Annotated in this window: 19 protein-coding genes and 1 riboswitch; of the genes, 9 read left to right on the top strand and 10 right to left on the bottom strand. The window is 67.0% G+C overall.

Going from position 1 to position 17,107, the window contains the following annotated elements; translation table 11 throughout:
* Positions 1-80: 80 nt before the first annotated feature.
* Complete coding sequence (locus WMC41_RS04895; RefSeq protein WP_272804800.1) at positions 81-947, bottom strand: sigma-70 family RNA polymerase sigma factor; 867 nt, start codon at positions 945-947, stop codon at positions 81-83.
* 108 nt (positions 948-1,055) lie between these two features.
* Between WMC41_RS04895 and WMC41_RS04890 the strand changes: the two genes are divergently transcribed.
* From WMC41_RS04890 to WMC41_RS04880, 3 genes are all read left to right on the top strand, one after another.
* Positions 1,056-1,514 (top strand): carboxymuconolactone decarboxylase family protein, encoded by a 459-nt coding sequence (locus WMC41_RS04890; protein ID WP_432347193.1) that lies wholly within the window; start codon positions 1,056-1,058, stop codon positions 1,512-1,514.
* A gap of 382 nt (positions 1,515-1,896) precedes the next feature.
* Positions 1,897-3,333, top strand: coding sequence for an MFS transporter (locus WMC41_RS04885; protein WP_432347192.1), 1,437 nt, complete (start codon positions 1,897-1,899; stop codon positions 3,331-3,333).
* 158 nt (positions 3,334-3,491) lie between these two features.
* Positions 3,492-4,424, top strand: a complete 933-nt coding sequence (locus tag WMC41_RS04880; RefSeq protein ID WP_288080887.1) for a sensor domain-containing diguanylate cyclase — start codon at positions 3,492-3,494, stop codon at positions 4,422-4,424.
* Between the two features lie 80 nt (positions 4,425-4,504).
* Here the strand turns inward: WMC41_RS04880 and WMC41_RS04875 are convergent, their stop codons facing one another.
* On the bottom strand, positions 4,505-5,506 hold the full coding sequence (locus WMC41_RS04875; protein WP_272804798.1) for an NAD(P)H-quinone oxidoreductase: 1,002 nt from the start codon (positions 5,504-5,506) through the stop codon (positions 4,505-4,507).
* A gap of 361 nt (positions 5,507-5,867) precedes the next feature.
* Between WMC41_RS04875 and WMC41_RS04870 the strand changes: the two genes are divergently transcribed.
* Entirely contained in the window at positions 5,868-6,125 is a 258-nt protein-coding gene (locus WMC41_RS04870) for a DUF1344 domain-containing protein (RefSeq protein ID WP_245082349.1), read from the top strand.
* A gap of 39 nt (positions 6,126-6,164) precedes the next feature.
* On the opposite strand, the gene WMC41_RS04865 is transcribed toward WMC41_RS04870, so the two are convergent.
* The 4 genes from WMC41_RS04865 to WMC41_RS04850 form a co-directional block, all read right to left on the bottom strand.
* Complete coding sequence (locus tag WMC41_RS04865) at positions 6,165-7,982, bottom strand: EAL domain-containing protein (protein ID WP_432347191.1); 1,818 nt, start codon at positions 7,980-7,982, stop codon at positions 6,165-6,167.
* Positions 7,983-8,104: 122 nt separating this feature from the next.
* Positions 8,105-8,542 (bottom strand): EamA family transporter, encoded by a 438-nt coding sequence (locus tag WMC41_RS04860; protein WP_245082354.1) that lies wholly within the window; start codon positions 8,540-8,542, stop codon positions 8,105-8,107.
* Positions 8,539-8,928 (bottom strand): fluoride efflux transporter CrcB, encoded by a 390-nt coding sequence (gene crcB, locus WMC41_RS04855; RefSeq protein ID WP_245082356.1) that lies wholly within the window; start codon positions 8,926-8,928, stop codon positions 8,539-8,541. Before crcB ends, WMC41_RS04860 begins: the two co-directional genes overlap by 4 nt.
* Positions 8,929-9,030: 102 nt before the next feature.
* A riboswitch (Fluoride riboswitch) is annotated at positions 9,031-9,095 on the bottom strand.
* 57 nt (positions 9,096-9,152) lie between these two features.
* On the bottom strand, positions 9,153-9,683 hold the full coding sequence (locus WMC41_RS04850; protein ID WP_432347190.1) for an HdeD family acid-resistance protein: 531 nt from the start codon (positions 9,681-9,683) through the stop codon (positions 9,153-9,155).
* Positions 9,684-9,852: 169 nt separating this feature from the next.
* Here WMC41_RS04850 and betI point away from each other — a divergent pair, with 169 nt between their 5' ends.
* The 3 genes from betI to betB are packed head-to-tail and all read left to right on the top strand — an operon-like array spanning position 9,853 to position 13,541.
* On the top strand, positions 9,853-10,506 hold the full coding sequence (betI, locus tag WMC41_RS04845) for a transcriptional regulator BetI (protein WP_288080879.1): 654 nt from the start codon (positions 9,853-9,855) through the stop codon (positions 10,504-10,506).
* 40 nt (positions 10,507-10,546) lie between these two features.
* A complete protein-coding gene (betC, locus tag WMC41_RS04840; RefSeq protein WP_432347189.1) occupies positions 10,547-12,076 on the top strand; it encodes a choline-sulfatase in 1,530 nt (509 codons plus the stop codon).
* A gap of 1 nt (position 12,077) precedes the next feature.
* Positions 12,078-13,541 (top strand): betaine-aldehyde dehydrogenase, encoded by a 1,464-nt coding sequence (betB, locus tag WMC41_RS04835; protein ID WP_432347188.1) that lies wholly within the window; start codon positions 12,078-12,080, stop codon positions 13,539-13,541.
* 10 nt (positions 13,542-13,551) lie between these two features.
* Here the strand turns inward: betB and WMC41_RS04830 are convergent, their stop codons facing one another.
* The gene (locus tag WMC41_RS04830; RefSeq protein WP_272804793.1) at positions 13,552-13,914 is read right to left on the bottom strand and encodes a helix-turn-helix domain-containing protein; all 363 of its coding nucleotides are present in this window, start codon (positions 13,912-13,914) and stop codon (positions 13,552-13,554) included.
* 3 nt (positions 13,915-13,917) lie between these two features.
* Positions 13,918-14,163 carry a type II toxin-antitoxin system RelE family toxin gene (locus WMC41_RS04825; protein WP_432347187.1) on the bottom strand — a complete coding sequence of 82 codons (246 nt, stop codon included), beginning with the start codon at positions 14,161-14,163 and terminating at the stop codon, positions 13,918-13,920.
* A gap of 51 nt (positions 14,164-14,214) precedes the next feature.
* Between WMC41_RS04825 and betA the strand changes: the two genes are divergently transcribed.
* Both betA and WMC41_RS04815 read left to right on the top strand, forming a co-directional pair.
* Entirely contained in the window at positions 14,215-15,867 is a 1,653-nt protein-coding gene (gene betA, locus WMC41_RS04820) for a choline dehydrogenase (protein ID WP_432347186.1), read from the top strand.
* A 64-nt stretch (positions 15,868-15,931) separates the two neighbouring features.
* Positions 15,932-16,210, top strand: a complete 279-nt coding sequence (locus WMC41_RS04815) for a hypothetical protein (RefSeq protein WP_432347185.1) — start codon at positions 15,932-15,934, stop codon at positions 16,208-16,210.
* Here the strand turns inward: WMC41_RS04815 and WMC41_RS04810 are convergent.
* Both WMC41_RS04810 and WMC41_RS04805 read right to left on the bottom strand, forming a co-directional pair.
* Positions 16,203-16,673 carry a DUF6644 family protein gene (locus WMC41_RS04810; protein ID WP_432347184.1) on the bottom strand — a complete coding sequence of 157 codons (471 nt, stop codon included), beginning with the start codon at positions 16,671-16,673 and terminating at the stop codon, positions 16,203-16,205. The two genes, WMC41_RS04815 and WMC41_RS04810, sit on opposite strands and share 8 nt — an antisense overlap.
* Positions 16,674-16,684: 11 nt before the next feature.
* Positions 16,685-17,047, bottom strand: a complete 363-nt coding sequence (locus WMC41_RS04805; RefSeq protein ID WP_432348262.1) for a DUF6152 family protein — start codon at positions 17,045-17,047, stop codon at positions 16,685-16,687.
* Positions 17,048-17,107 lie beyond the last annotated feature (60 nt).

The raw sequence follows: 17,107 nt of genomic DNA, 5'->3' as shown, positions 1-17,107 counted from the left end.
GCATACCCTTCCTCCGTCATGCTCGGGCTTGACCCGAGGGTGACGGAGGAAGGGTAACAGCGCTTTGGCGCAAAGCCTTCTTACAGATATTCCATCTCGAACCCTGCAATGCGGGCGGGGTCGGCGATCGATTCGATCGCGACGATGTGATCGCCCTCCACCTCCATGCGCACGACGATCCTGAGCTCGCCGCCGAGGATGACGGCAAGGCCCGGCCGGCCGTCGATGAGGGCGAGCCGTGCGGCGGTCGCCTTGCCCTTGAAGTTCGTGGCGACGGCATCGGCGCCGTGGATCTCGGCGAGCGAGCCGAGCCGCACCGCATCGGCATCCGCATGGAAGACGACGTCGGGATCGAGCACGGCGAGCAGGCCGGAAAAATCGCCGTCGCGCGAGGCCGCGAGGAAGGCCGCGACGACATTCCTGCGGCGCTCGTAATCCGCGGACGGCGTGTCCGGCAGGCCCTGCACGCGGCGGCGGGCGCGGCTGGCGAGCTGGCGGGCGGCCGCGGGCGAGCGGTCGACGATGCGGCCGATCTCCTCGAAGGGCACGTCGAACATGTCGTGCAGCACGAAGGCGAGCCGCTCGGCCGGCGTCAGGCGCTCCAGCACGACGAGCAGCGCAAGGCCGACCGAATCGGCAAGCGCCGCCTGCTCGTCCGCCGCCGCGCCCGCATAGGCATGCCGGTCCTCGCCGCCCTCGCCGTCGATCGGATCCTCGCGGCGCCGTGCGCGGGCGCGCAGCATGTCGAGGCAGATGCGGCCGACGACGGTCGTCAGCCAGCCGCCGAGATTGCCGATATCGCCGCCGCCTGTCCGCTCCAGCCGGAGCCAGGCCTCCTGCACCGCGTCCTCGGCCTCGCTCTGCGAGCCGAGCATGCGCAGGGCAACGGCGCGCAGGCGCCCGCGTTCGGCCTCGAAACGGTCGGCCCAGAAATTTTTCTTCTCCATCGGTCACACTCCTTCGTCCAGCGGCGTCATGGCCATGACGAACGAAGCCGCACCGGTGTGACAGGGTTCGCGACCGTCGACGCTGAAAACAATGCAAGGAGTGATGAAATGCAATCCCGTATGACCAATATCGCCGCCGTCCTTCCCGATGCCGCAGCCGCCATGCGCGCCCTCCAGGGCGCCGCGCAGAAGACGGCGCTGCCGGAAAAGACCATCCATCTCGTGCATCTGCGCGCCAGCCAGATCAACGGCTGCGGCTTCTGCGTCGACCTGCATCCGCGCCTCATGAAGAAGGCCGGCGAGAGCGACCGGCGCATCCTTTCCGTCGCCGCCTGGCGCGAGGCGCCGTTCTATACCGACGCGGAGCGGGCCGCGCTGGCACTGACCGAGACGCTGACGCGCATCGCCGACCGCGAGGAGGCGGTGCCGGATGCGATCTGGAACGAGGCCGCCCGCCACTACGACGAAAAGACGCTCGCCGCCCTCGTCGTCGAGATCGCCGCGATCAATGTGTGGAACCGGTTCAATGTCGCGACCCGGCAGGTGGCGGGAGAATGGAACCCGTAACGGCGCGGCCGGGGTTTCGTCTGGCCGTAAGCTCCTTGTAGCAAGGGCGCGCGTATGGAGCGCCCCCCCTCTGCCCTGCCGGGCATCTCCCCCACAAGGGGGGAGATCGGCAAGAGGCGAAGATCTTGCTCAATCAGCCACGTCGTAATTTGGCGAAATGGTCCTCCATCCAATCTCCCCCCTTGTGGGGGAGATGCCCGGCAGGGCAGAGGGGGATGTCGCTCCATTAGCCTACCCTCGCAGAAGAGATGCAGCCCGCAGGACCTGGATGGCAATCCGGCCCCACGGCCCCGCAATTTCACCGAAAAGTCACGGCTTGAACTCCGTTTTGCGCCGTGTCACGTCTGTTTCCACCGCATTTCGCATAGCAAGGCCCGTTCCCATGTCCGAGAGCGCCATATCGTCCAAGGAGGCCGCGCCGCGGCTTTCCAGCCTGTTTTCCCGCGCCTATCTGTTCGGCACGCTGATGCTCGGCGGCGGCATCATGCTGCATGCGGTGGAGACCTACATCACCGCCACGCTGATGCCCTCGATCGTGCGCGACATCGGCGGCCTTGCGCTCTTCGCCTGGGCGACGACGATCTATGTCGCTGCCTCCGTGCTCGGCTCCACCTTCGTCGCCGTCCGGCCGGAGAAGGTGACGCTCAACCATTGCTACAGGGCCGGCGCGCTGCTGTTCGGCATCGGCAGCCTCGTCTGCGCCATCGCGCCCACCATGGAGACGGTGCTCGCCGGCCGGGCGATCCAGGGGCTCGGCGCCGGGTTCCTGGTGGCGCTCGGCTACGCCTTCATCCGCCATGTCTATCCCGAGCCGCTGTGGAGCACGGCCTCGACGCTCTATGCCGCCGCCTGGGGCATCGCCACCTTCCTCGGGCCGACGATCGGCGGCATCTTCGCGACCGGCAGTGCCTGGCGCGAGGCCTTCGCCCTGCTCGTTCCGCTGTCGGTGCTGATGGCCGTTTCCGCGCCGAAGCTGCTGCCGCCGGGCGACGGCGAGCGCGTGACGACGAAGACGCCCTTCCCGCAGATCGTGCTGCTCGTCGCCGCGGTGGTTGTCCTCTCCTTCGCCAGTTCCGTCGAGGCACCGGCGCTGCGCGGCGCCTTCGCGGCCGCCGCCGTGCTCGCGGTCCTCGCGGCGATCACGATCGAGCGGCGGGCGGAAGGCCGGCTGCTGCCGGCCGGCACGATCAGCCTCTTCTCGCCGCTCGCCCGCGTCTACCTCATCATGCTGATGCTGCTGGTGACGGTCTGCTCGGACATCTACATCCCCTATTTCCTGCAGGTGCTGCACGGCGTGAGTCCGCTCGTCTCCGGCTATCTCGTGGCGCTGCTGGCGCTCGGCTGGACGGCCGCGGCCTTCGCCAGCGCCGGCCTCACGGGACGGCGCGCCAACCGGGTGATCGTCGCCGGCGCGCTGATGGAGGCGCTGGCGACCGCCCTCCTCGCCGTCACGCTCGCCCGGCACAACCCGGCGAGCGGCCTCGTGCTGCTGGCCGTCGCCACCGTCTTCATCTTCCTGATGGGCTTCGGCATCGGCATGGGCTGGGCGCATCTCGTCACCCATGTGCTGCAGCTCGCGCCGGCCGGCGAGACGGACAAGGCCTCGGCGGCGATCACCACCATGCAGGCGCTCGGCGCGGCTTTCGGGGCGGCGCTCGCCGGCATCATCGCCAATTCGACGGGCCTGGCGAGCCCCGGCGGCGTCGACGGGGCGCTGACGGCGGCACGCTGGCTCTATGCGCTGCTCGCCCTGCCGGCGGCGCTGGCGATCCTCCTCGCCATCCGCCTTCCCGCAGGAAAGGGCGCCGCTGCGGGTTGAGGATTTGTTAACGGAAACCGACAGTCTTCATTGCGACCCCGCCGCCTTCTGCCACAAAGGGTGACGATCGACCGGCGCGATTCCCGGCGATCCTGTCTTGGAAAGGAAAGCGGCGGGTGAGACGCAACGACGGGCACAGGTGGCCGGGCGGACGCGGCATGGCACATGCCGAAGCGATCCTGCCGCTTGCATGCCTTCGGGAACGGGCGACGACGGACCTCGTCCTTTCCGGGCTCGAGGCCTCCGGCGTCGCCTGCGCGCTGTTCTCGCCGGATGACGAGCTGTCCTACGGCTCCGCCGCCTTCCGCGCGCTTTTCGACGTACAACCGGGCGCGCGCACCTTCGCCGACATCATGCGCCGCTGCCATGCGAAAAGCGTCGGGCCGAAGATGAGCGGGCCGATCGACGCCTTCCTCGACATGGCCAGCGCCAAGCGGCGCAGCACCCCGCAGCGCACCTTCGAGATCGACATCCGCGACGACCGCTGGTTCCTGGTGAACGAGACGCTGCTTGCCGGCGGCTGGCTGTGGAGCGTCTTCACCGACATCACCATGCTCAAGTCCAACGAGCACATGCTGCAGCTTGCCCGCGATGCGGCCCAGCTCGCCGCCGATACGGACCCGCTCACCGGCCTGTTCAACCGCCGCGCGGCGATGGCGCGGCTGGATGCGGAAATGCGGATCGCCTTCCGCGACTGCACGCAGCTCTCGCTGGCGCTGATCGATCTCGATCACTTCAAGACGATCAACGACCGCTTCGGCCATGCCAGGGGCGACGAGGTGCTCCGGCACTTCGCCGCCGCCGGGCGGCGGCAGTTGCGTGGCGGCGACACCTTCGCCCGGGTCGGCGGGGAGGAATTCCTGATGCTGATGCCGGGCGCCGGCCTTCGGGAGGCGACGCGCGCCGTGGAGCGGCTGCGCCGCCATGTGGCGCAAGAGAAAAACCGCATCGGCCTCGGCTGCGCCTACACCATGTCCGCGGGCGTCGCGGAATATTGCGGCAATGCGGCCGAAGACCTCTTCGAGCGGGCCGACCGGGCGCTTTATCGCGCCAAGCATCTCGGCCGCGACCGGATCGAGCAGGCGGACTGAGCCTCGAGCGCATCGGGCTCGTCGGACATGCTCCCGCATCCTCCGGCGCCGGGGGCGATTTCTCCCCGGCTGGATTTGCCCTAGTCGAAAGTCAGCATGATCTTTCCGATGTGATCGCCGTGCTCCATCATGCGATGACCGGCCGCCGCCTCGCCGAAGGGCATGACGGCGTGGATCACCGGGGCGATGCGCCCCTCCTCCAGCAGCGGCCAGGCATTCTCCAGCAGCGCGTCGCGAATCTCCTGCTTTTCCGCCGCCGTGCGCGGGCGCATGGCCGAGCCCATCAGGTGCAGGCGCTTCTGCAGGATGGGCGCAAGGCTCACCTTCTCCGCGAAGGTGCCGCCGAGGAAGGCGATGATCGACAGGCGCCCGTCGCGGGCGAGCGACTTCAGGTTCCGCTCGAAATAGGCCGCACCGATCATGTCGAGGATGACGTCGACGCCGGCCCGGCCGGTCTCCTCGGCAATGACGGCGCAGAAGTCCTCGCTGCGGTAGTTGATCGCGCGGCTGGCGCCGAGATCGAGGCAGGCCGCGCATTTCTCCGCCGTGCCCGCCGTCGTGAAGACGCGCGCGCCGAAGGCGCTGGCGAGCTGGATCGCCGTCGTGCCGATGCCGCTGGTGCCGCCGTGGATGAGCACGCTCTCGCCGCGCTTCAGCCCGGCCATCATGAAAAGGTTCGCCCAGACGGTGAAGAAGGTCTCCGGCAGGGCCGCCGCCTTCACCGCGTCGAAGCCTTTGGGGAACGGCAGCGCCTGGGTGGCCGGCACCGCGCAGTACCGCGCATAGCCGCCGCCGTTCGCCAGCGCGCAGACACGGTCGCCGAGCGCATACCCCGTGACGTCCTCGCCGATCGCCACCACCTCGCCCGCGATCTCCAGGCCGAGGATGGGGCTTGCATCGGGCGGCGGCGGATAATCGCCCTTGCGCTGGAGCACGTCCGGCCGGTTGATGCCGGCGGCCGCGACGCGCACGAGGATCTCGCCGCTCCTCGGCTGCGGCGTCCTGCCCTCCATCACCACGAGATTGTCCGGGCCGCCATATTCGCTGAGCCCGACATAGGACATGGACGAGGGCAATGACATGGGCGTATCTCCCGGCAGATGTGACGTGGCGCTCTCCTGCGGCGATTCTAGCCGAAAGCGCGAATCTTTTGAATCGCCTGCGGCCGTCTGCGCGAGGGATACGATAACGGCGGCATGCCAATTTTCGGCCGTAAAGCGCTGAAATTCCGGCCGTTTCGCGACAGGCAGAATTAAATCTTGTTAATTTGAAAACGGATTTTTCCGGGCCTACCGTCCTTTTCGAAGCCGGGGAGCGCCGGCGGCTCGCCCCAAGGGGCCGCGACACGACGCTTCCGGACGGTTTCGCAGCGGCCCGCTGCGGCGTCCCTTCTCCGTCATGAATGACGGGCGGCGCTGCAGGGGCCAATTCAGGACGACACAGATGCGTGTTCTTCTTTCCAACCTCGCCATCGTCACGGTTCTCGCCACCCCGGCCCTTGCCCTCGCCGCCCAGACGGCGACCGGCACGGTCAAGGACTACAACAAGGCGTCGATGTCCCTGACGCTTTCCGACGGCACCGTCTACCAGCTTCCCAAGGGGTTCCACGATCCCGGGCTGAAGGCTGGCGAGAAGGTGTCCATCTCCTTCGACATGTCCGGCAAGAACCACGAGGCGAAGACGGTGAAGATCCTTCGCTAGCGTGGCAGGGGCAGGCTCGAAAGGGCCTGCCCTCCTGTTTCAACGCAGGGCGGCCTCCTGCCCTGCACTCACGGATGCCGAGGACAGGACGAGCCCCCCGTCGCTGCCCTTGGCATCCGCCTTCAGGCCGGCGATGCGGCTGCTGATCTGCCCCGCCTCGCCGATCACCTCGCCCTCCGGCAGGACGAGGACCGCCGCCGAGCAGCGCATCAGCGGGAAGGTCGCCTCCTGGCCGGCGCGGTCGCGGCCGCGGATCTCCCCGGCCAGCTGGTCCTCCTGCGAATAGAGCAAGCGCACCTCGCGGGCGAAATCGGCGAGCAGATGCTCCAGCATCCCGCGCACCGCCTCGACGGAACGGCCGGAAATGCCGGCGAAGAAATCGTCGCCCCCGACATGGCCGATGAAGACGTCCTCGCCGACGAAGTCGCGGCGCATCAGCGAGGCGAAGAGCGAGAGCGCCAGGTCCCCCTTGTGGAAGCCGTAATGATCGTTGAACGGCTTGAAATTGTCGAAATCGAAATAGCACAGGCACCGGATCTGGTCTCCGTCGAGCGCCTTGTCCTGCAGGTAGTCGCGGATCGAGCGGTTGCCGGGAAGTCCGGTCAGCGGGTTCTGGTCCTCCGCCGTCTTCAGACGCTTCTCGTTGATGATCTTCAAAAGCGAGGAGGCCGACAGGATGCCGGCATAGCGCAGGTTCTCCGTCAGGATCACGCATTCATTGCCGCCCATGCCGGTGAAGACGTCGAGCAGCTGTTCGGCGGGCGTGTCGAGATCGGCGATCGGCGCCATGGTGACGAAATGCGACAGGCTCTTCTGGTAGAGCTTGTTCTTCAGGAGGTCGCGGCCGAACGGGTGATAGGAGAGTTCCTTGACGTGATATTCGTGCAGGATGCCGCGCGGCTCGTCATTGGCGTTGAGCACCGGAAAGAAGGTGCGCTTGGGGTCGCGCCGGAAGAATTCGAAGACCGATTCCAGGCTCTCGTTCTCGCGCAGCACCGCGACCTGCTCGATCTCGCGCCGGATGAGGATGCTGTCGAGCGTGCGGGAGGAGCGGCGCCGCCCGCCGGCGCGCGCGACCTGCGCATAGACCGGGCCCAGCGCGGAAAAATCCGTGACGGGGCGCGAGACGAACCAGCCCTGCACGAGGTCGCAGCCGGCATCGCGGCAGGCGACGAACTCCGCCTCGCTCTCCACCCCCTCGGCGATGACGCGGATGCCGAGCACATGGGCGGCATTGACGGTGTTGCGCACCAGGTGGCGCTTGCGCGCGTCGTTCTCCATGCCCGAGATGAAATGGCGGTCGATCTTCAGATAGTCGACCGGGTGGTCGCAGAGCAGCTTCAGGCCGTTGTGCCCGACGCCGAAATCGTCGATGGCGAGCTTGAAGCCGGCAAGGCGCAGCTTGCGGACCAGCAGGGCGAAATCCGGCTGGGTGTCGTTGTCGAAGCGCTCGGAAATCTCGAAGCAGATCGAGGAGGCCGGAATGCCGGCGCGGGCGAGATGGCCGGCCAGGCGCTCGACAAGGTCCGCCCCTTCCGGCACGAGGCGGGAATCGAGGTTGATGAAGAGCGTGCGGGAGCGGAAATCCGGCAGCGCGGCAAAGGCGGCGATGGCGCGGCTGTTGACCATGTGCTCCAGCGCCAGAAGCTGACCCGCCTCGTGCGCCCGGTCGATCAGGTCGAGCGGCGAGCGGAAGCCGAGGCGATCGAAGCCGCGCATCAGCGATTCGTAGCCGAAGACCGCGCCCGTCACCGCCTCGACGATCGGCTGGAAGGCGGTCTCGATCACCAGCTTGGCGAGGGTGACGATCTCGCCATCCCCGAAGCGGCGAAGGGCGAGCAATTCGGCGGCGGACATGTGCGGCTCCAAGACGTGGACGTTGCCGCGAAGTTTCTCCGCCGAGGCCTGAAAAAACCGTTTCCGTACTGTGACAGTTCGATGAAATCTCAATGACTACAAGGCGTTGAAAAAGGTTTCCCTCATATAGGCAACGCCAGCAGCAAGGCACCGCCGCCGATCATCAGAACGGCCAGCCAATGGGCCGGCGAAAGCTGCTCGCCGAGGAACAGGACGGCGAAGACGGCGACCAGCACGACGGAGAGCTTGTCGACCGGCGCGACCTGGGCGGCCTTGCCGATCTGCAGCGCGCGGAAGTAGCACAGCCACGAGGCGCCGGTCGCAAGGCCCGACAGGACGAGGAAGATCCAGCTTCTCGCGGGCACGCTTGCCGGCGCCTGCCAGTTGCCGGCGAGCGTCAGCATGAGGGCGAGCGCCAGGAGGATGACGACGGTGCGCACGAAGGTCGCGAAGTCGGAATTGACCTCGGCGATGCCGATCTTGGCGAAGATCGCCGTCAGCGCCGCGAAGACCGCCGAGCCGAGCGCCCAGACCTGCCAGGATGTCAGGAGCGCCTTCACACCGCACCGCCCGCGAGCATTGCCCGCGCGAAGGCAAGCCCCGCCGCCACGGCGAGGAGCGAGAAAAGCACCGACGCACCGACATAGAGCGCCGCCAGCCCCGCCTCGCCGCGCTCCCAGAGCAGCGCCGCGTCGAGCGAAAAGGCCGAGAAGGTGGTGAAACCGCCGAGGATGCCCGTCGTCAGGAACAGCCGCATCTCCTGCGGCAGGTGGCCGCGGAAGGCGAAGGCGCCGGCGATCAGCCCCATCAGCAGGCAGCCGAACACGTTGATGAGAAGCGTGCCGGCGGGAAAGGCCGTGCCGAACAGCCGGGCGGCCAGCACGTTCACCCCATGGCGGCCGGCGCCGCCGACGCCCGCCCCGAGAAAGACGATCAGGTAATTCATGTCCGCTGCCCTCACAGTCCGTTGTCACGACATCCGGACAACAAAAAACCGCCCTCGGGCGGTCGCAGAACATGCTCCCGCCGTCGACGGCCATCGCTGGCCGGTCTGGCAGGAGCTATCAGCCGGTCACACGGCGGTTGTCGGGGAGCTCCATCCCCATCCCACGCGGTTTTTCTAGGCGCTGCCGCGGCGCCTGTCAAACGGTGTCCGGCCGGCCACGCGGGCTATTTGCGCAGCGCAAGACCGAAGACGATCAGCGCCCAGCCCTGCATGGCAAGGTCGAAGGCGAGGAAGAGGCCGAGCAACCACAGGCTGTTGACCGGCCAGCCGAGGAGGAAGACCAGGCCCGCAAGCGTCGTGACGATGCCGCCCGCCATGAGCCAGCCCCAGCCCTTTTCCGGCCGGGTGCGCCAGGCGGCGAAGATGCGGAAGATGCCGGCGACGAGCAGCGCGGCGGCCATCAGCAGGGTGAGCACGGCCGAGGTCAGCACCGGGTTGACGAAGGCGAGCACGCCGGCCGCAAGATAGAGCAGCGCGCTGAGCGCCCAGGCGATCGTCTCCCGCCAGGCCTTGACCTGGAAGGCATGCGCCAGATGCACCGCCCCGCCGACGATCATCAGCATGCCGACATAATAGACGGTGGCGACCGTCGCCCAGAAGAGATTGGCGGCCGCAATGCCGCCGAAGACGAGCAGCACGACGCCGAGGCCGACGAACCAGCCCCATTTTGCGCGTACGTCCGTAAGAGGGTTCATTCCGGGAGAGAGGACCATGGTGCACCTCGAAAAAAGAATGAAAACAACGGCAGGCTAACACGGAACGCCGCCGCTTCGCGACAGCGAATTGACGCAGCGCACGCCGCGAAGATTTTTATTGATTGATCACTCAATTAAAAATACGCTTGCGAAAAATCAGGAAAACGCCATGCCGAAAGTTGGAATGGAGCCGGTGCGCCGCAAGGCGCTGGTGGACGCGACGCTGAGGGCGGTCGGCGACCATGGCTCGCTGGCCGTCACCATGTCGGAGATCGCCCGCCATGCCGGCGTCTCCCCGGCGCTTGCCCATCACTATTTCGGCTCCAAGGAGCAGCTCGTCATCGAGACGATCCGCAGCCTCCTGCGCCAGCTGCGCGCCGATGTGGTGGCGGCGCTGGCGGCGGCGACGACGCCGCGTGAACGCCTCTCGGCGATCATCCGGGTCAACTTCCAGGCGCACCAGTTCGCGCCCGAGACGGTCGCGGCCTGGCTTGCCTTCTACACCGAGGCCCAGCGTTCCGAGGCGGTGCGGCGCCTGCTCGTCGTCTATGCGCGGCGGCTGAACTCCAACCTGCTGTCGAGCCTCAAGCCGCTATGCCCGGCCGGGACCGCCGGGGAGATCGCCGACGGTGCGGCGGCGATGATCGACGGGCTCTATCTGCGGCAGGGGCTGAAATCGGCGCCGGTCAGCATCGAATCCTCCATCGCGCTGACGGAGAGTTACGTGCAGGCGCAACTGGCGGCGGCGGGTGCGGCCGGCGCCGTCGCAGGATCGCCCCCGCCCGCCGCAGGGCGGCGGCCTCCCGCCGCCGCGCCGAGGTAGAACCGTCCAAAGCTTCGTTTCCCCCTTCAAGGATCCGCCCGTGACCGCCAGCAAGCCCAACATCCTGATCATCATGGTCGACCAGCTCAACGGGAAGTTCTTCCCGGACGGGCCGGCCGACTTCCTCCATGCGCCGCACATGAAGGCACTCGCCGCGCGCTCGGCGCGGTTCCGCAACAACTACACCTCCTCGCCGCTCTGTGCGCCCGCCCGCGCCTCCTTCATGGCCGGGCAGTTGCCGAGCCGCACGCGGGTCTACGACAATGCCGCCGAATACATTTCCTCGATCCCGACCTTCGCGCATCACCTGCGCCGCGCCGGCTACTACACGGCGCTGTCGGGCAAGATGCACTTCGTCGGGCCGGACCAGCTGCACGGTTTCGAGGAGCGGCTGACGACGGACATCTATCCGGCCGATTTCGGCTGGACGCCGGACTACCGCAAGCCCGGCGAGCGCATCGACTGGTGGTATCACAACATGGGATCGGTGACGGGCGCGGGCGTCGCCGAGATCACCAACCAGATGGAATATGACGACGAGGTCGCCTTCCTCGCGGGTCAGAAGCTCTACCAGCTCTCCCGCGAGAACGACGACGCGGCCCGGCGCCCCTGGTGCCTCACCGTCTCCTTCACGCATCCGCACGATCCCTATGTGGCGCGCCGGAAGTTCTGGGACCTCTACGAGGACTGCGAGCACCTTCTGCCCGAGGTCGGCATGCTGGAGGAGCAGGACCCGCATTCCGCCCGCATCCTCGCCTCCTGTGACTACGCCAAGTTCGCCATCAGCGGCGAGGACGTGCGCCGCTCGCGCCAGGCCTATTTCGCCAACATCTCCTATCTCGACGAGAAGGTCGGCGAACTCGTCGACACGCTCACGCGCACCCGCATGCTGGACGACACGCTGATCCTCTTCTGCTCGGACCATGGCGACATGCTCGGCGAGCGCGGCCTGTGGTTCAAGATGAACTTCTTCGAGGGTTCGGCCCGCGTGCCGCTGATGATCGCCGGCCCGGGCGTCCCCCCCGGCCTGCATCTCGCGCCGACGTCGAACCTCGACGTGACGCCGACGCTGTGCGACCTCGCCGGCATCTCCATGGACGAGGTGATGCCCTGGACGGACGGCGAAAGCCTGCTGCCCGTCATCAACGGCGCGGAGCGGACCGCGCCGGTGCTGATGGAATATGCGGCGGAGGCCTCCTATGCGCCCATCGTCGGCATTCGCGAGGGCAAGTGGAAATACATCCACTGCGAACTCGACCCGGAGCAGCTTTACGATCTGGAGGCCGATCCGCTCGAACTGACGAACCTTGCGACGTCGGACGATCCTGTCATCAAGGCGACGCTGGAAGGCTTCCGGCAGATGCGCGAGGCGCGCTGGGACATGGCCGCCTTCGACGCGAGCGTACGCGAGAGCCAGGCGCGGCGCTGGGTGGTCTACGAGGCGCTGCGCAACGGCGCCTATTATCCCTGGGACCACCAGCCGCTGCAGAAGGCCTCCGAGCGCTACATGCGCAACCACATGAACCTCGACAATCTCGAGGAATCCAAACGCTATCCGCGGGGAGAATGAGATGAAAGCCCAACCGAAAGCCTCGCACTTCATCGACGGCGACTATGTGGAAGACGCCGCCGGCACGCCCTTCGACAGCATCTACCCCGCCACCGGCGAGGTGATCGCGCGCCTCCACGCCGCAACGCCCGCCATCGTCGAGAAGGCCATCGCCTCGGCCAAGTGCGCCCAGAAGGAATGGGCGGCGATGAGCCCCACGGCGCGCGGCCGCATCCTCAAGCGGGCGGCGGAGATCATGCGCGAGAGGAACCGCGAGCTGTCCGAGCTGGAGACGCTCGATACCGGCAAGCCGATCCAGGAGACCATCGTTGCCGATCCGACCTCGGGCGCCGACGCCTTCGAATTCTTCGGCGGCATCGCCGCGGCGGGGCTCAACGGCGACTATATTCCGCTTGGGGCAGACTTCGCCTTCACCAAGCGCGTGCCGCTCGGCGTGTGCGTCGGCATCGGCGCCTGGAACTATCCGCAGCAGATCGCCTGCTGGAAAGGCGCGCCGGCGCTCGTCTGCGGCAACGCCATGGTCTTCAAGCCCTCGGAGAACACGCCGCTCGGCGCGCTGAAGATCGCGGAGATCCTCGTGGAAGCCGGCTTGCCGAAGGGGCTCTACAACGTCATCCAGGGCGACCGGACGACCGGGCCGCTGCTCGTCAACCACAAGGACGTCGCCAAGGTCTCGCTGACCGGCTCCGTGCCGACGGGCAAGAAGGTCGCCGGCGCCGCCGCCGCCGACCTCAAGCATGTGACGATGGAGCTCGGCGGCAAGTCGCCGCTCATCGTCTTCGACGACGCCGACCTCGAAAGCGCCATCGGCGGTGCGATGCTCGGCAACTTCTATTCGACCGGGCAGGTCTGCTCGAACGGCACCCGCGTCTTCGTGCAGAAGGGCATCAAGGACAGGTTCCTGTCGCGCCTGAAGGAGCGGACGGAAAGGATCGTCATCGGCGACCCGATGGACGAGGCGACGCAGCTCGGCCCGATGGTCTCCAGGGCCCAGCGCGACAAGGTTCTGGACTATATCGAGAAGGGCAAGGCGGAAGGCGCGACGCTTCTGACCGGCGGCGGCATTCCGAACGACGTGTCGGGCGACGGCACCTACATCCAGCCGACCGTCTTTGCCGACGTCACCGACGACATGACCATCGCCCGCGAAGAGATCTTCGGCCCCGTCATGTGCGTGCTCGACTTCGACGGCGAGGACGAGGTGATCGCCCGCGGCAACGCCACCGAATTCGGCCTCTCCGGCGGCGTCTTCACGGCGGACATCACCCGCGCCCACCGCGTCGTCGACCAGCTCGAAGCCGGCACGCTCTGGATCAACACCTACAACCTAGCCCCCGTGGAAATCCCCTTCGGCGGCTCCAAGCAATCCGGCTTCGGCCGCGAGAACTCGCTGGCCGCGCTGGAGCACTATTCCGAGCTGAAGACGGTGTACGTGTCGATGGGCAAGGTCGAGGCGCCGTATTGAGATGGGCGCCTCAGTCCGCCACGTCCACGACGAGGTCATCGAGATCGACCCTCAGAGCCTTCGCGATGCGCTTGAGCACGTCGACGGAGCCGGTTTTCTTGCCGGCTTCGATCTCGGAGAGGTAGGGCTGGGAGATACCGGCGGCTTCGGCGAGCTCGGAGACCGTAAAGCCGCGATAATTCCGGAACGTGCGGATGCGGCTGTCGGTTTCCCAAAGCTCGTAGACGAGTTCGGCCGGCCATGTTTCTTCACCCGCCCGCACACGCGCCATGATTCGCTCTGCCGCGATCGTGTCGAGAAGGTCCTCGTAGTCGTCTTCCGGCACGAGGACATAGGACTGCCCGTCGATCACGGTCTTGCGCACCTCGCCCATTGTTCACTCCTTGTAGATACCGCCGTGCGGCCCAACTTCGACGACGATAACCAACGCCGTTTGCTCATCGATGATAACGCGATCGTCGCCGACACGAATGCGCAGAAGCGCGCTCCCCTTGAGCTTCTTGACGTCGACGACGTCGCCGCGCGCGAACGCATCGACCTTGGACCGGATGGCCGCCCGTCGCTTCGGCTGCATTCGGTCCAGAACCTTTGTGGCAGCCTTGGAATACTGCACCACCTTCATTCCAAGATTATAGCAAATAGCTATACTCCGATCAACCAGCGGTAACAGGCCATGACCAACGCAGACTACATCATCATCGGCTCCGGCTCCGCCGGCTCGGCGCTCGCCTATCGCCTCTCGGAGGACGGCAGGCATACGGTCATGGTGCTGGAATATGGCGGGTCGGATATCGGGCCGTTCATCCAGATGCCGGCGGCGCTCGCCTGGCCGATGAGCATGAAGCGCTACAACTGGGGCTATCTCTCCGAGCCCGAGCCGAACCTCAACAACCGGCGCATCACCGCGCCGCGCGGGAAGGTGATCGGCGGGTCCTCTTCCATCAACGGCCTCGTCTATGTGCGCGGCCATGCCGAGGACTTCAACCGCTGGGAGGAGCTCGGCGCGCAGGGCTGGGCCTATGCGGACGTGCTGCCCTACTACAAGCGCATGGAGACCTCGCATGGCGGCGAAGCCGGCTGGCGCGGCACCGACGGGCCGCTGCACGTGCGGCGCGGGCCGGTGACCAACCCGCTCTTCCACGCCTTCATCCAGGCCGGGCAGCAAGCCGGTTTCGAGCTGACGGACGACTATAACGGCTCCAAGCAGGAAGGCTTCGGCCTGATGGAGCAGACGATCCACAACGGCCGGCGCTGGTCGGCGGCGAACGCCTATCTGCGCCCCGCCATGAAGCGGCCGAACGTCTCGCTCGTGCGCTGCTTCGCGCGGAAGATCGTCATCGAGAACGGCCGGGCCATCGGCGTCGAGATCGAGCGGGGCGGCAGGATCGAGGTGGTGAAGGCGAACCGCGAGGTCATCGTCTCCGCCTCCTCCTTCAACTCGCCGAAGCTCCTGATGCTCTCCGGCATCGGCCCGGGGCAACACCTGAAGGACATGGGGATCGAGGTGAAGGTCGACCGGCCGGGCGTCGGCGCCAACCTGCAGGACCACATGGAGTTCTACTTCCAGCAGATCTCGACGAAGCCCGTCTCGCTCTATTCCTGGCTGCCGTGGTTCTGGCAGGGGGTGGCAGGCGCGCAGTGGCTTCTCTCCAAGGGCGGGCTCGGCGCCTCCAACCAGTTCGAGGCCTGCGCCTTCCTGCGCTCGGGACCGGGGCTGAGGCAGCCGGACATCCAGTACCACTTCCTGCCCGTCGCGATCTCCTATGACGGCAGGGCGGCGGCCAAGAGCCACGGTTTCCAGGTGCATGTCGGCTACAACCTGTCGAAGTCGCGCGGCAACGTGACGCTGCGCTCCGCCGATCCGATGGCCGATCCCGTCATCCGCTTCAACTACATGAGCCATGAAGAGGACTGGGTAAAGTTCCGCCATTGCGTGCGCCTCACCCGCGAGATCTTCGGCCAGAAGGCCTTCGACGAGTTCCGCGGGCCGGAAATCCAGCCGGGCGCCGCCGTCGAGACGGACGATCAGATCGACGCCTTCCTGCGCGAGCACCTGGAAAGCGCCTACCATCCCTGCGGCACCTGCCGCATGGGCGCGGCCAGCGACCCGATGGCGGTCGTCGATCCCCAGACCCGCGTCATCGGCGTCGAGGCCCTGCGCGTCGCCGATTCGTCGATCTTCCCGCACGTGACCTACGGCAACCTCAACGCGCCGTCGATCATGACCGGCGAGAAGGCGGCCGACCACATCCTGGGCAGGCAGCCCCTCGCCCGCTCCAACCAGGAGCCGTGGACCAACCCGCGCGCGGCGGTGAGCGACCGATAAAAACTTTGGAACCTTGATGGTCGCACGGAATTGAGGCGGGCAATCGCCTCAAAGGGGGGAGCCTGTGGCAACATACAAAAAGGTTTCGCATCGTCATATCCGCAAGGAGACCGACCTCGTCGTCACGCTGATCGAGGGCATCGGCGGCCCCTGCGCCTTCATCACCGATCCGGCGCAGGCCCGCGACACGATCCCCATTCCCGTGGAAGAGGCGCTCGCCGGCGCAAGGCAGGTGATCGCCGGCGACCCCAGGCCGCGCGACATCGTCATCGTCGACGAGGACGACCTGTGGGACAACTGCTGGGGCACGCTCGCGCCGCATCCCGAACGAAACGTCAGATGAAGGCGATCCACCGCCCCGCCAGCACCGCGCCGACCCAGATGACCATCGAAAGCAGCGCCTGCACGCGCAAGGCGGGCGGCGCGCTGTCCGTCGCCAGCGCTGTCTGCCAGGCGCCGCGCACGTGCAGGACAAGCGCATTGACCATGCCGAGGGCAACGAGCGAGACCTTGGCGAGGAAGGCCGGGTTCCCCGCATATTCCTGCGGTCGCACGGAGAAGAGGCACAGGCCGGTCGCGAGCGCGGCGACGACGCCGGTCGCCGCGGTGCGCGAGAGCAGCGGGCCGATGGCGGCGATCGGCGCGGCGCGGATGAGGCCGACGAGCCGCAGGTCGAGCGGCAGGATGGCCCCGACGACGAGGCCGATCGACAGGATATGGGCGGCGTTGACGACGAGATAGAGCGTGCCGGACGCCTTCAGCGCGGCGGCGACCGGCGTCGTCGAGAGCCAGGCAAGCGCCTCCATCCCCCGCCCCGTCAATTCTTCTCGATGCGCTCGGGATAGATGTCGAAGACCTTTCCGGCGACGGTGATGCGCACGGCCTTCATGCGCTTCTCGTTCTGGTCGAGCGAGCGGTTGCCGAGCACGACGATCGCATCGCCCGGCTCCGCCGATCCCTCCACGAAGCCGGACCGCTGCGTCTGGCGCGGATTGCCGAGTTCGATCTTCCACACGCCGTCCGACGCCGTCTCGACCTCCAGCGAGGGATGCGGCGGGGCGATCGAGACGGTGCGGATCGTTCCGGTGAGTTCGGTCTGCTCTTCCTCGGCCCAGGTCCAGCCGTGATGCGCGAAGGCGGCGAAAGCGGTCATCGACGCGGTGGCGGCGAGGACGACCATCCGTGTTGTTGCGGCCTGCATGGCGTTCTCCTCTGTCTCTCCTGCCCCGACAGATAGGAT

This window comes from Shinella yambaruensis (assembly GCF_050859155.1).
Classification (GTDB): domain Bacteria; phylum Pseudomonadota; class Alphaproteobacteria; order Rhizobiales; family Rhizobiaceae; genus Shinella; species Shinella yambaruensis.
Note: the sequence above shows the minus strand (reverse complement) of the source record. Positions and strands in the feature narration are given on the sequence as shown.

Coding starts and splice junctions, on each gene's coding strand:
- WMC41_RS04895 (WP_272804800.1), bottom strand. CDS start 947: ATGGAGAAGAAAAATTTCTGGGCCGACCGTTTCGAGGCCGAACGCGGG.
- WMC41_RS04890 (WP_432347193.1), top strand. CDS start 1,056: ATGCAATCCCGTATGACCAATATCGCCGCCGTCCTTCCCGATGCCGCA.
- WMC41_RS04885 (WP_432347192.1), top strand. CDS start 1,897: ATGTCCGAGAGCGCCATATCGTCCAAGGAGGCCGCGCCGCGGCTTTCC.
- WMC41_RS04880 (WP_288080887.1), top strand. CDS start 3,492: ATGGCACATGCCGAAGCGATCCTGCCGCTTGCATGCCTTCGGGAACGG.
- WMC41_RS04875 (WP_272804798.1), bottom strand. CDS start 5,506: ATGTCATTGCCCTCGTCCATGTCCTATGTCGGGCTCAGCGAATATGGC.
- WMC41_RS04870 (WP_245082349.1), top strand. CDS start 5,868: ATGCGTGTTCTTCTTTCCAACCTCGCCATCGTCACGGTTCTCGCCACC.
- WMC41_RS04865 (WP_432347191.1), bottom strand. CDS start 7,982: ATGTCCGCCGCCGAATTGCTCGCCCTTCGCCGCTTCGGGGATGGCGAG.
- crcB (WP_245082356.1), bottom strand. CDS start 8,928: ATGAATTACCTGATCGTCTTTCTCGGGGCGGGCGTCGGCGGCGCCGGC.
- WMC41_RS04850 (WP_432347190.1), bottom strand. CDS start 9,683: ATGAACCCTCTTACGGACGTACGCGCAAAATGGGGCTGGTTCGTCGGC.
- betI (WP_288080879.1), top strand. CDS start 9,853: ATGCCGAAAGTTGGAATGGAGCCGGTGCGCCGCAAGGCGCTGGTGGAC.
- betB (WP_432347188.1), top strand. CDS start 12,078: ATGAAAGCCCAACCGAAAGCCTCGCACTTCATCGACGGCGACTATGTG.
- WMC41_RS04830 (WP_272804793.1), bottom strand. CDS start 13,914: ATGGGCGAGGTGCGCAAGACCGTGATCGACGGGCAGTCCTATGTCCTC.
- WMC41_RS04825 (WP_432347187.1), bottom strand. CDS start 14,163: ATGAAGGTGGTGCAGTATTCCAAGGCTGCCACAAAGGTTCTGGACCGA.
- betA (WP_432347186.1), top strand. CDS start 14,215: ATGACCAACGCAGACTACATCATCATCGGCTCCGGCTCCGCCGGCTCG.
- WMC41_RS04810 (WP_432347184.1), bottom strand. CDS start 16,673: ATGGAGGCGCTTGCCTGGCTCTCGACGACGCCGGTCGCCGCCGCGCTG.
- WMC41_RS04805 (WP_432348262.1), bottom strand. CDS start 17,047: ATGGTCGTCCTCGCCGCCACCGCGTCGATGACCGCTTTCGCCGCCTTC.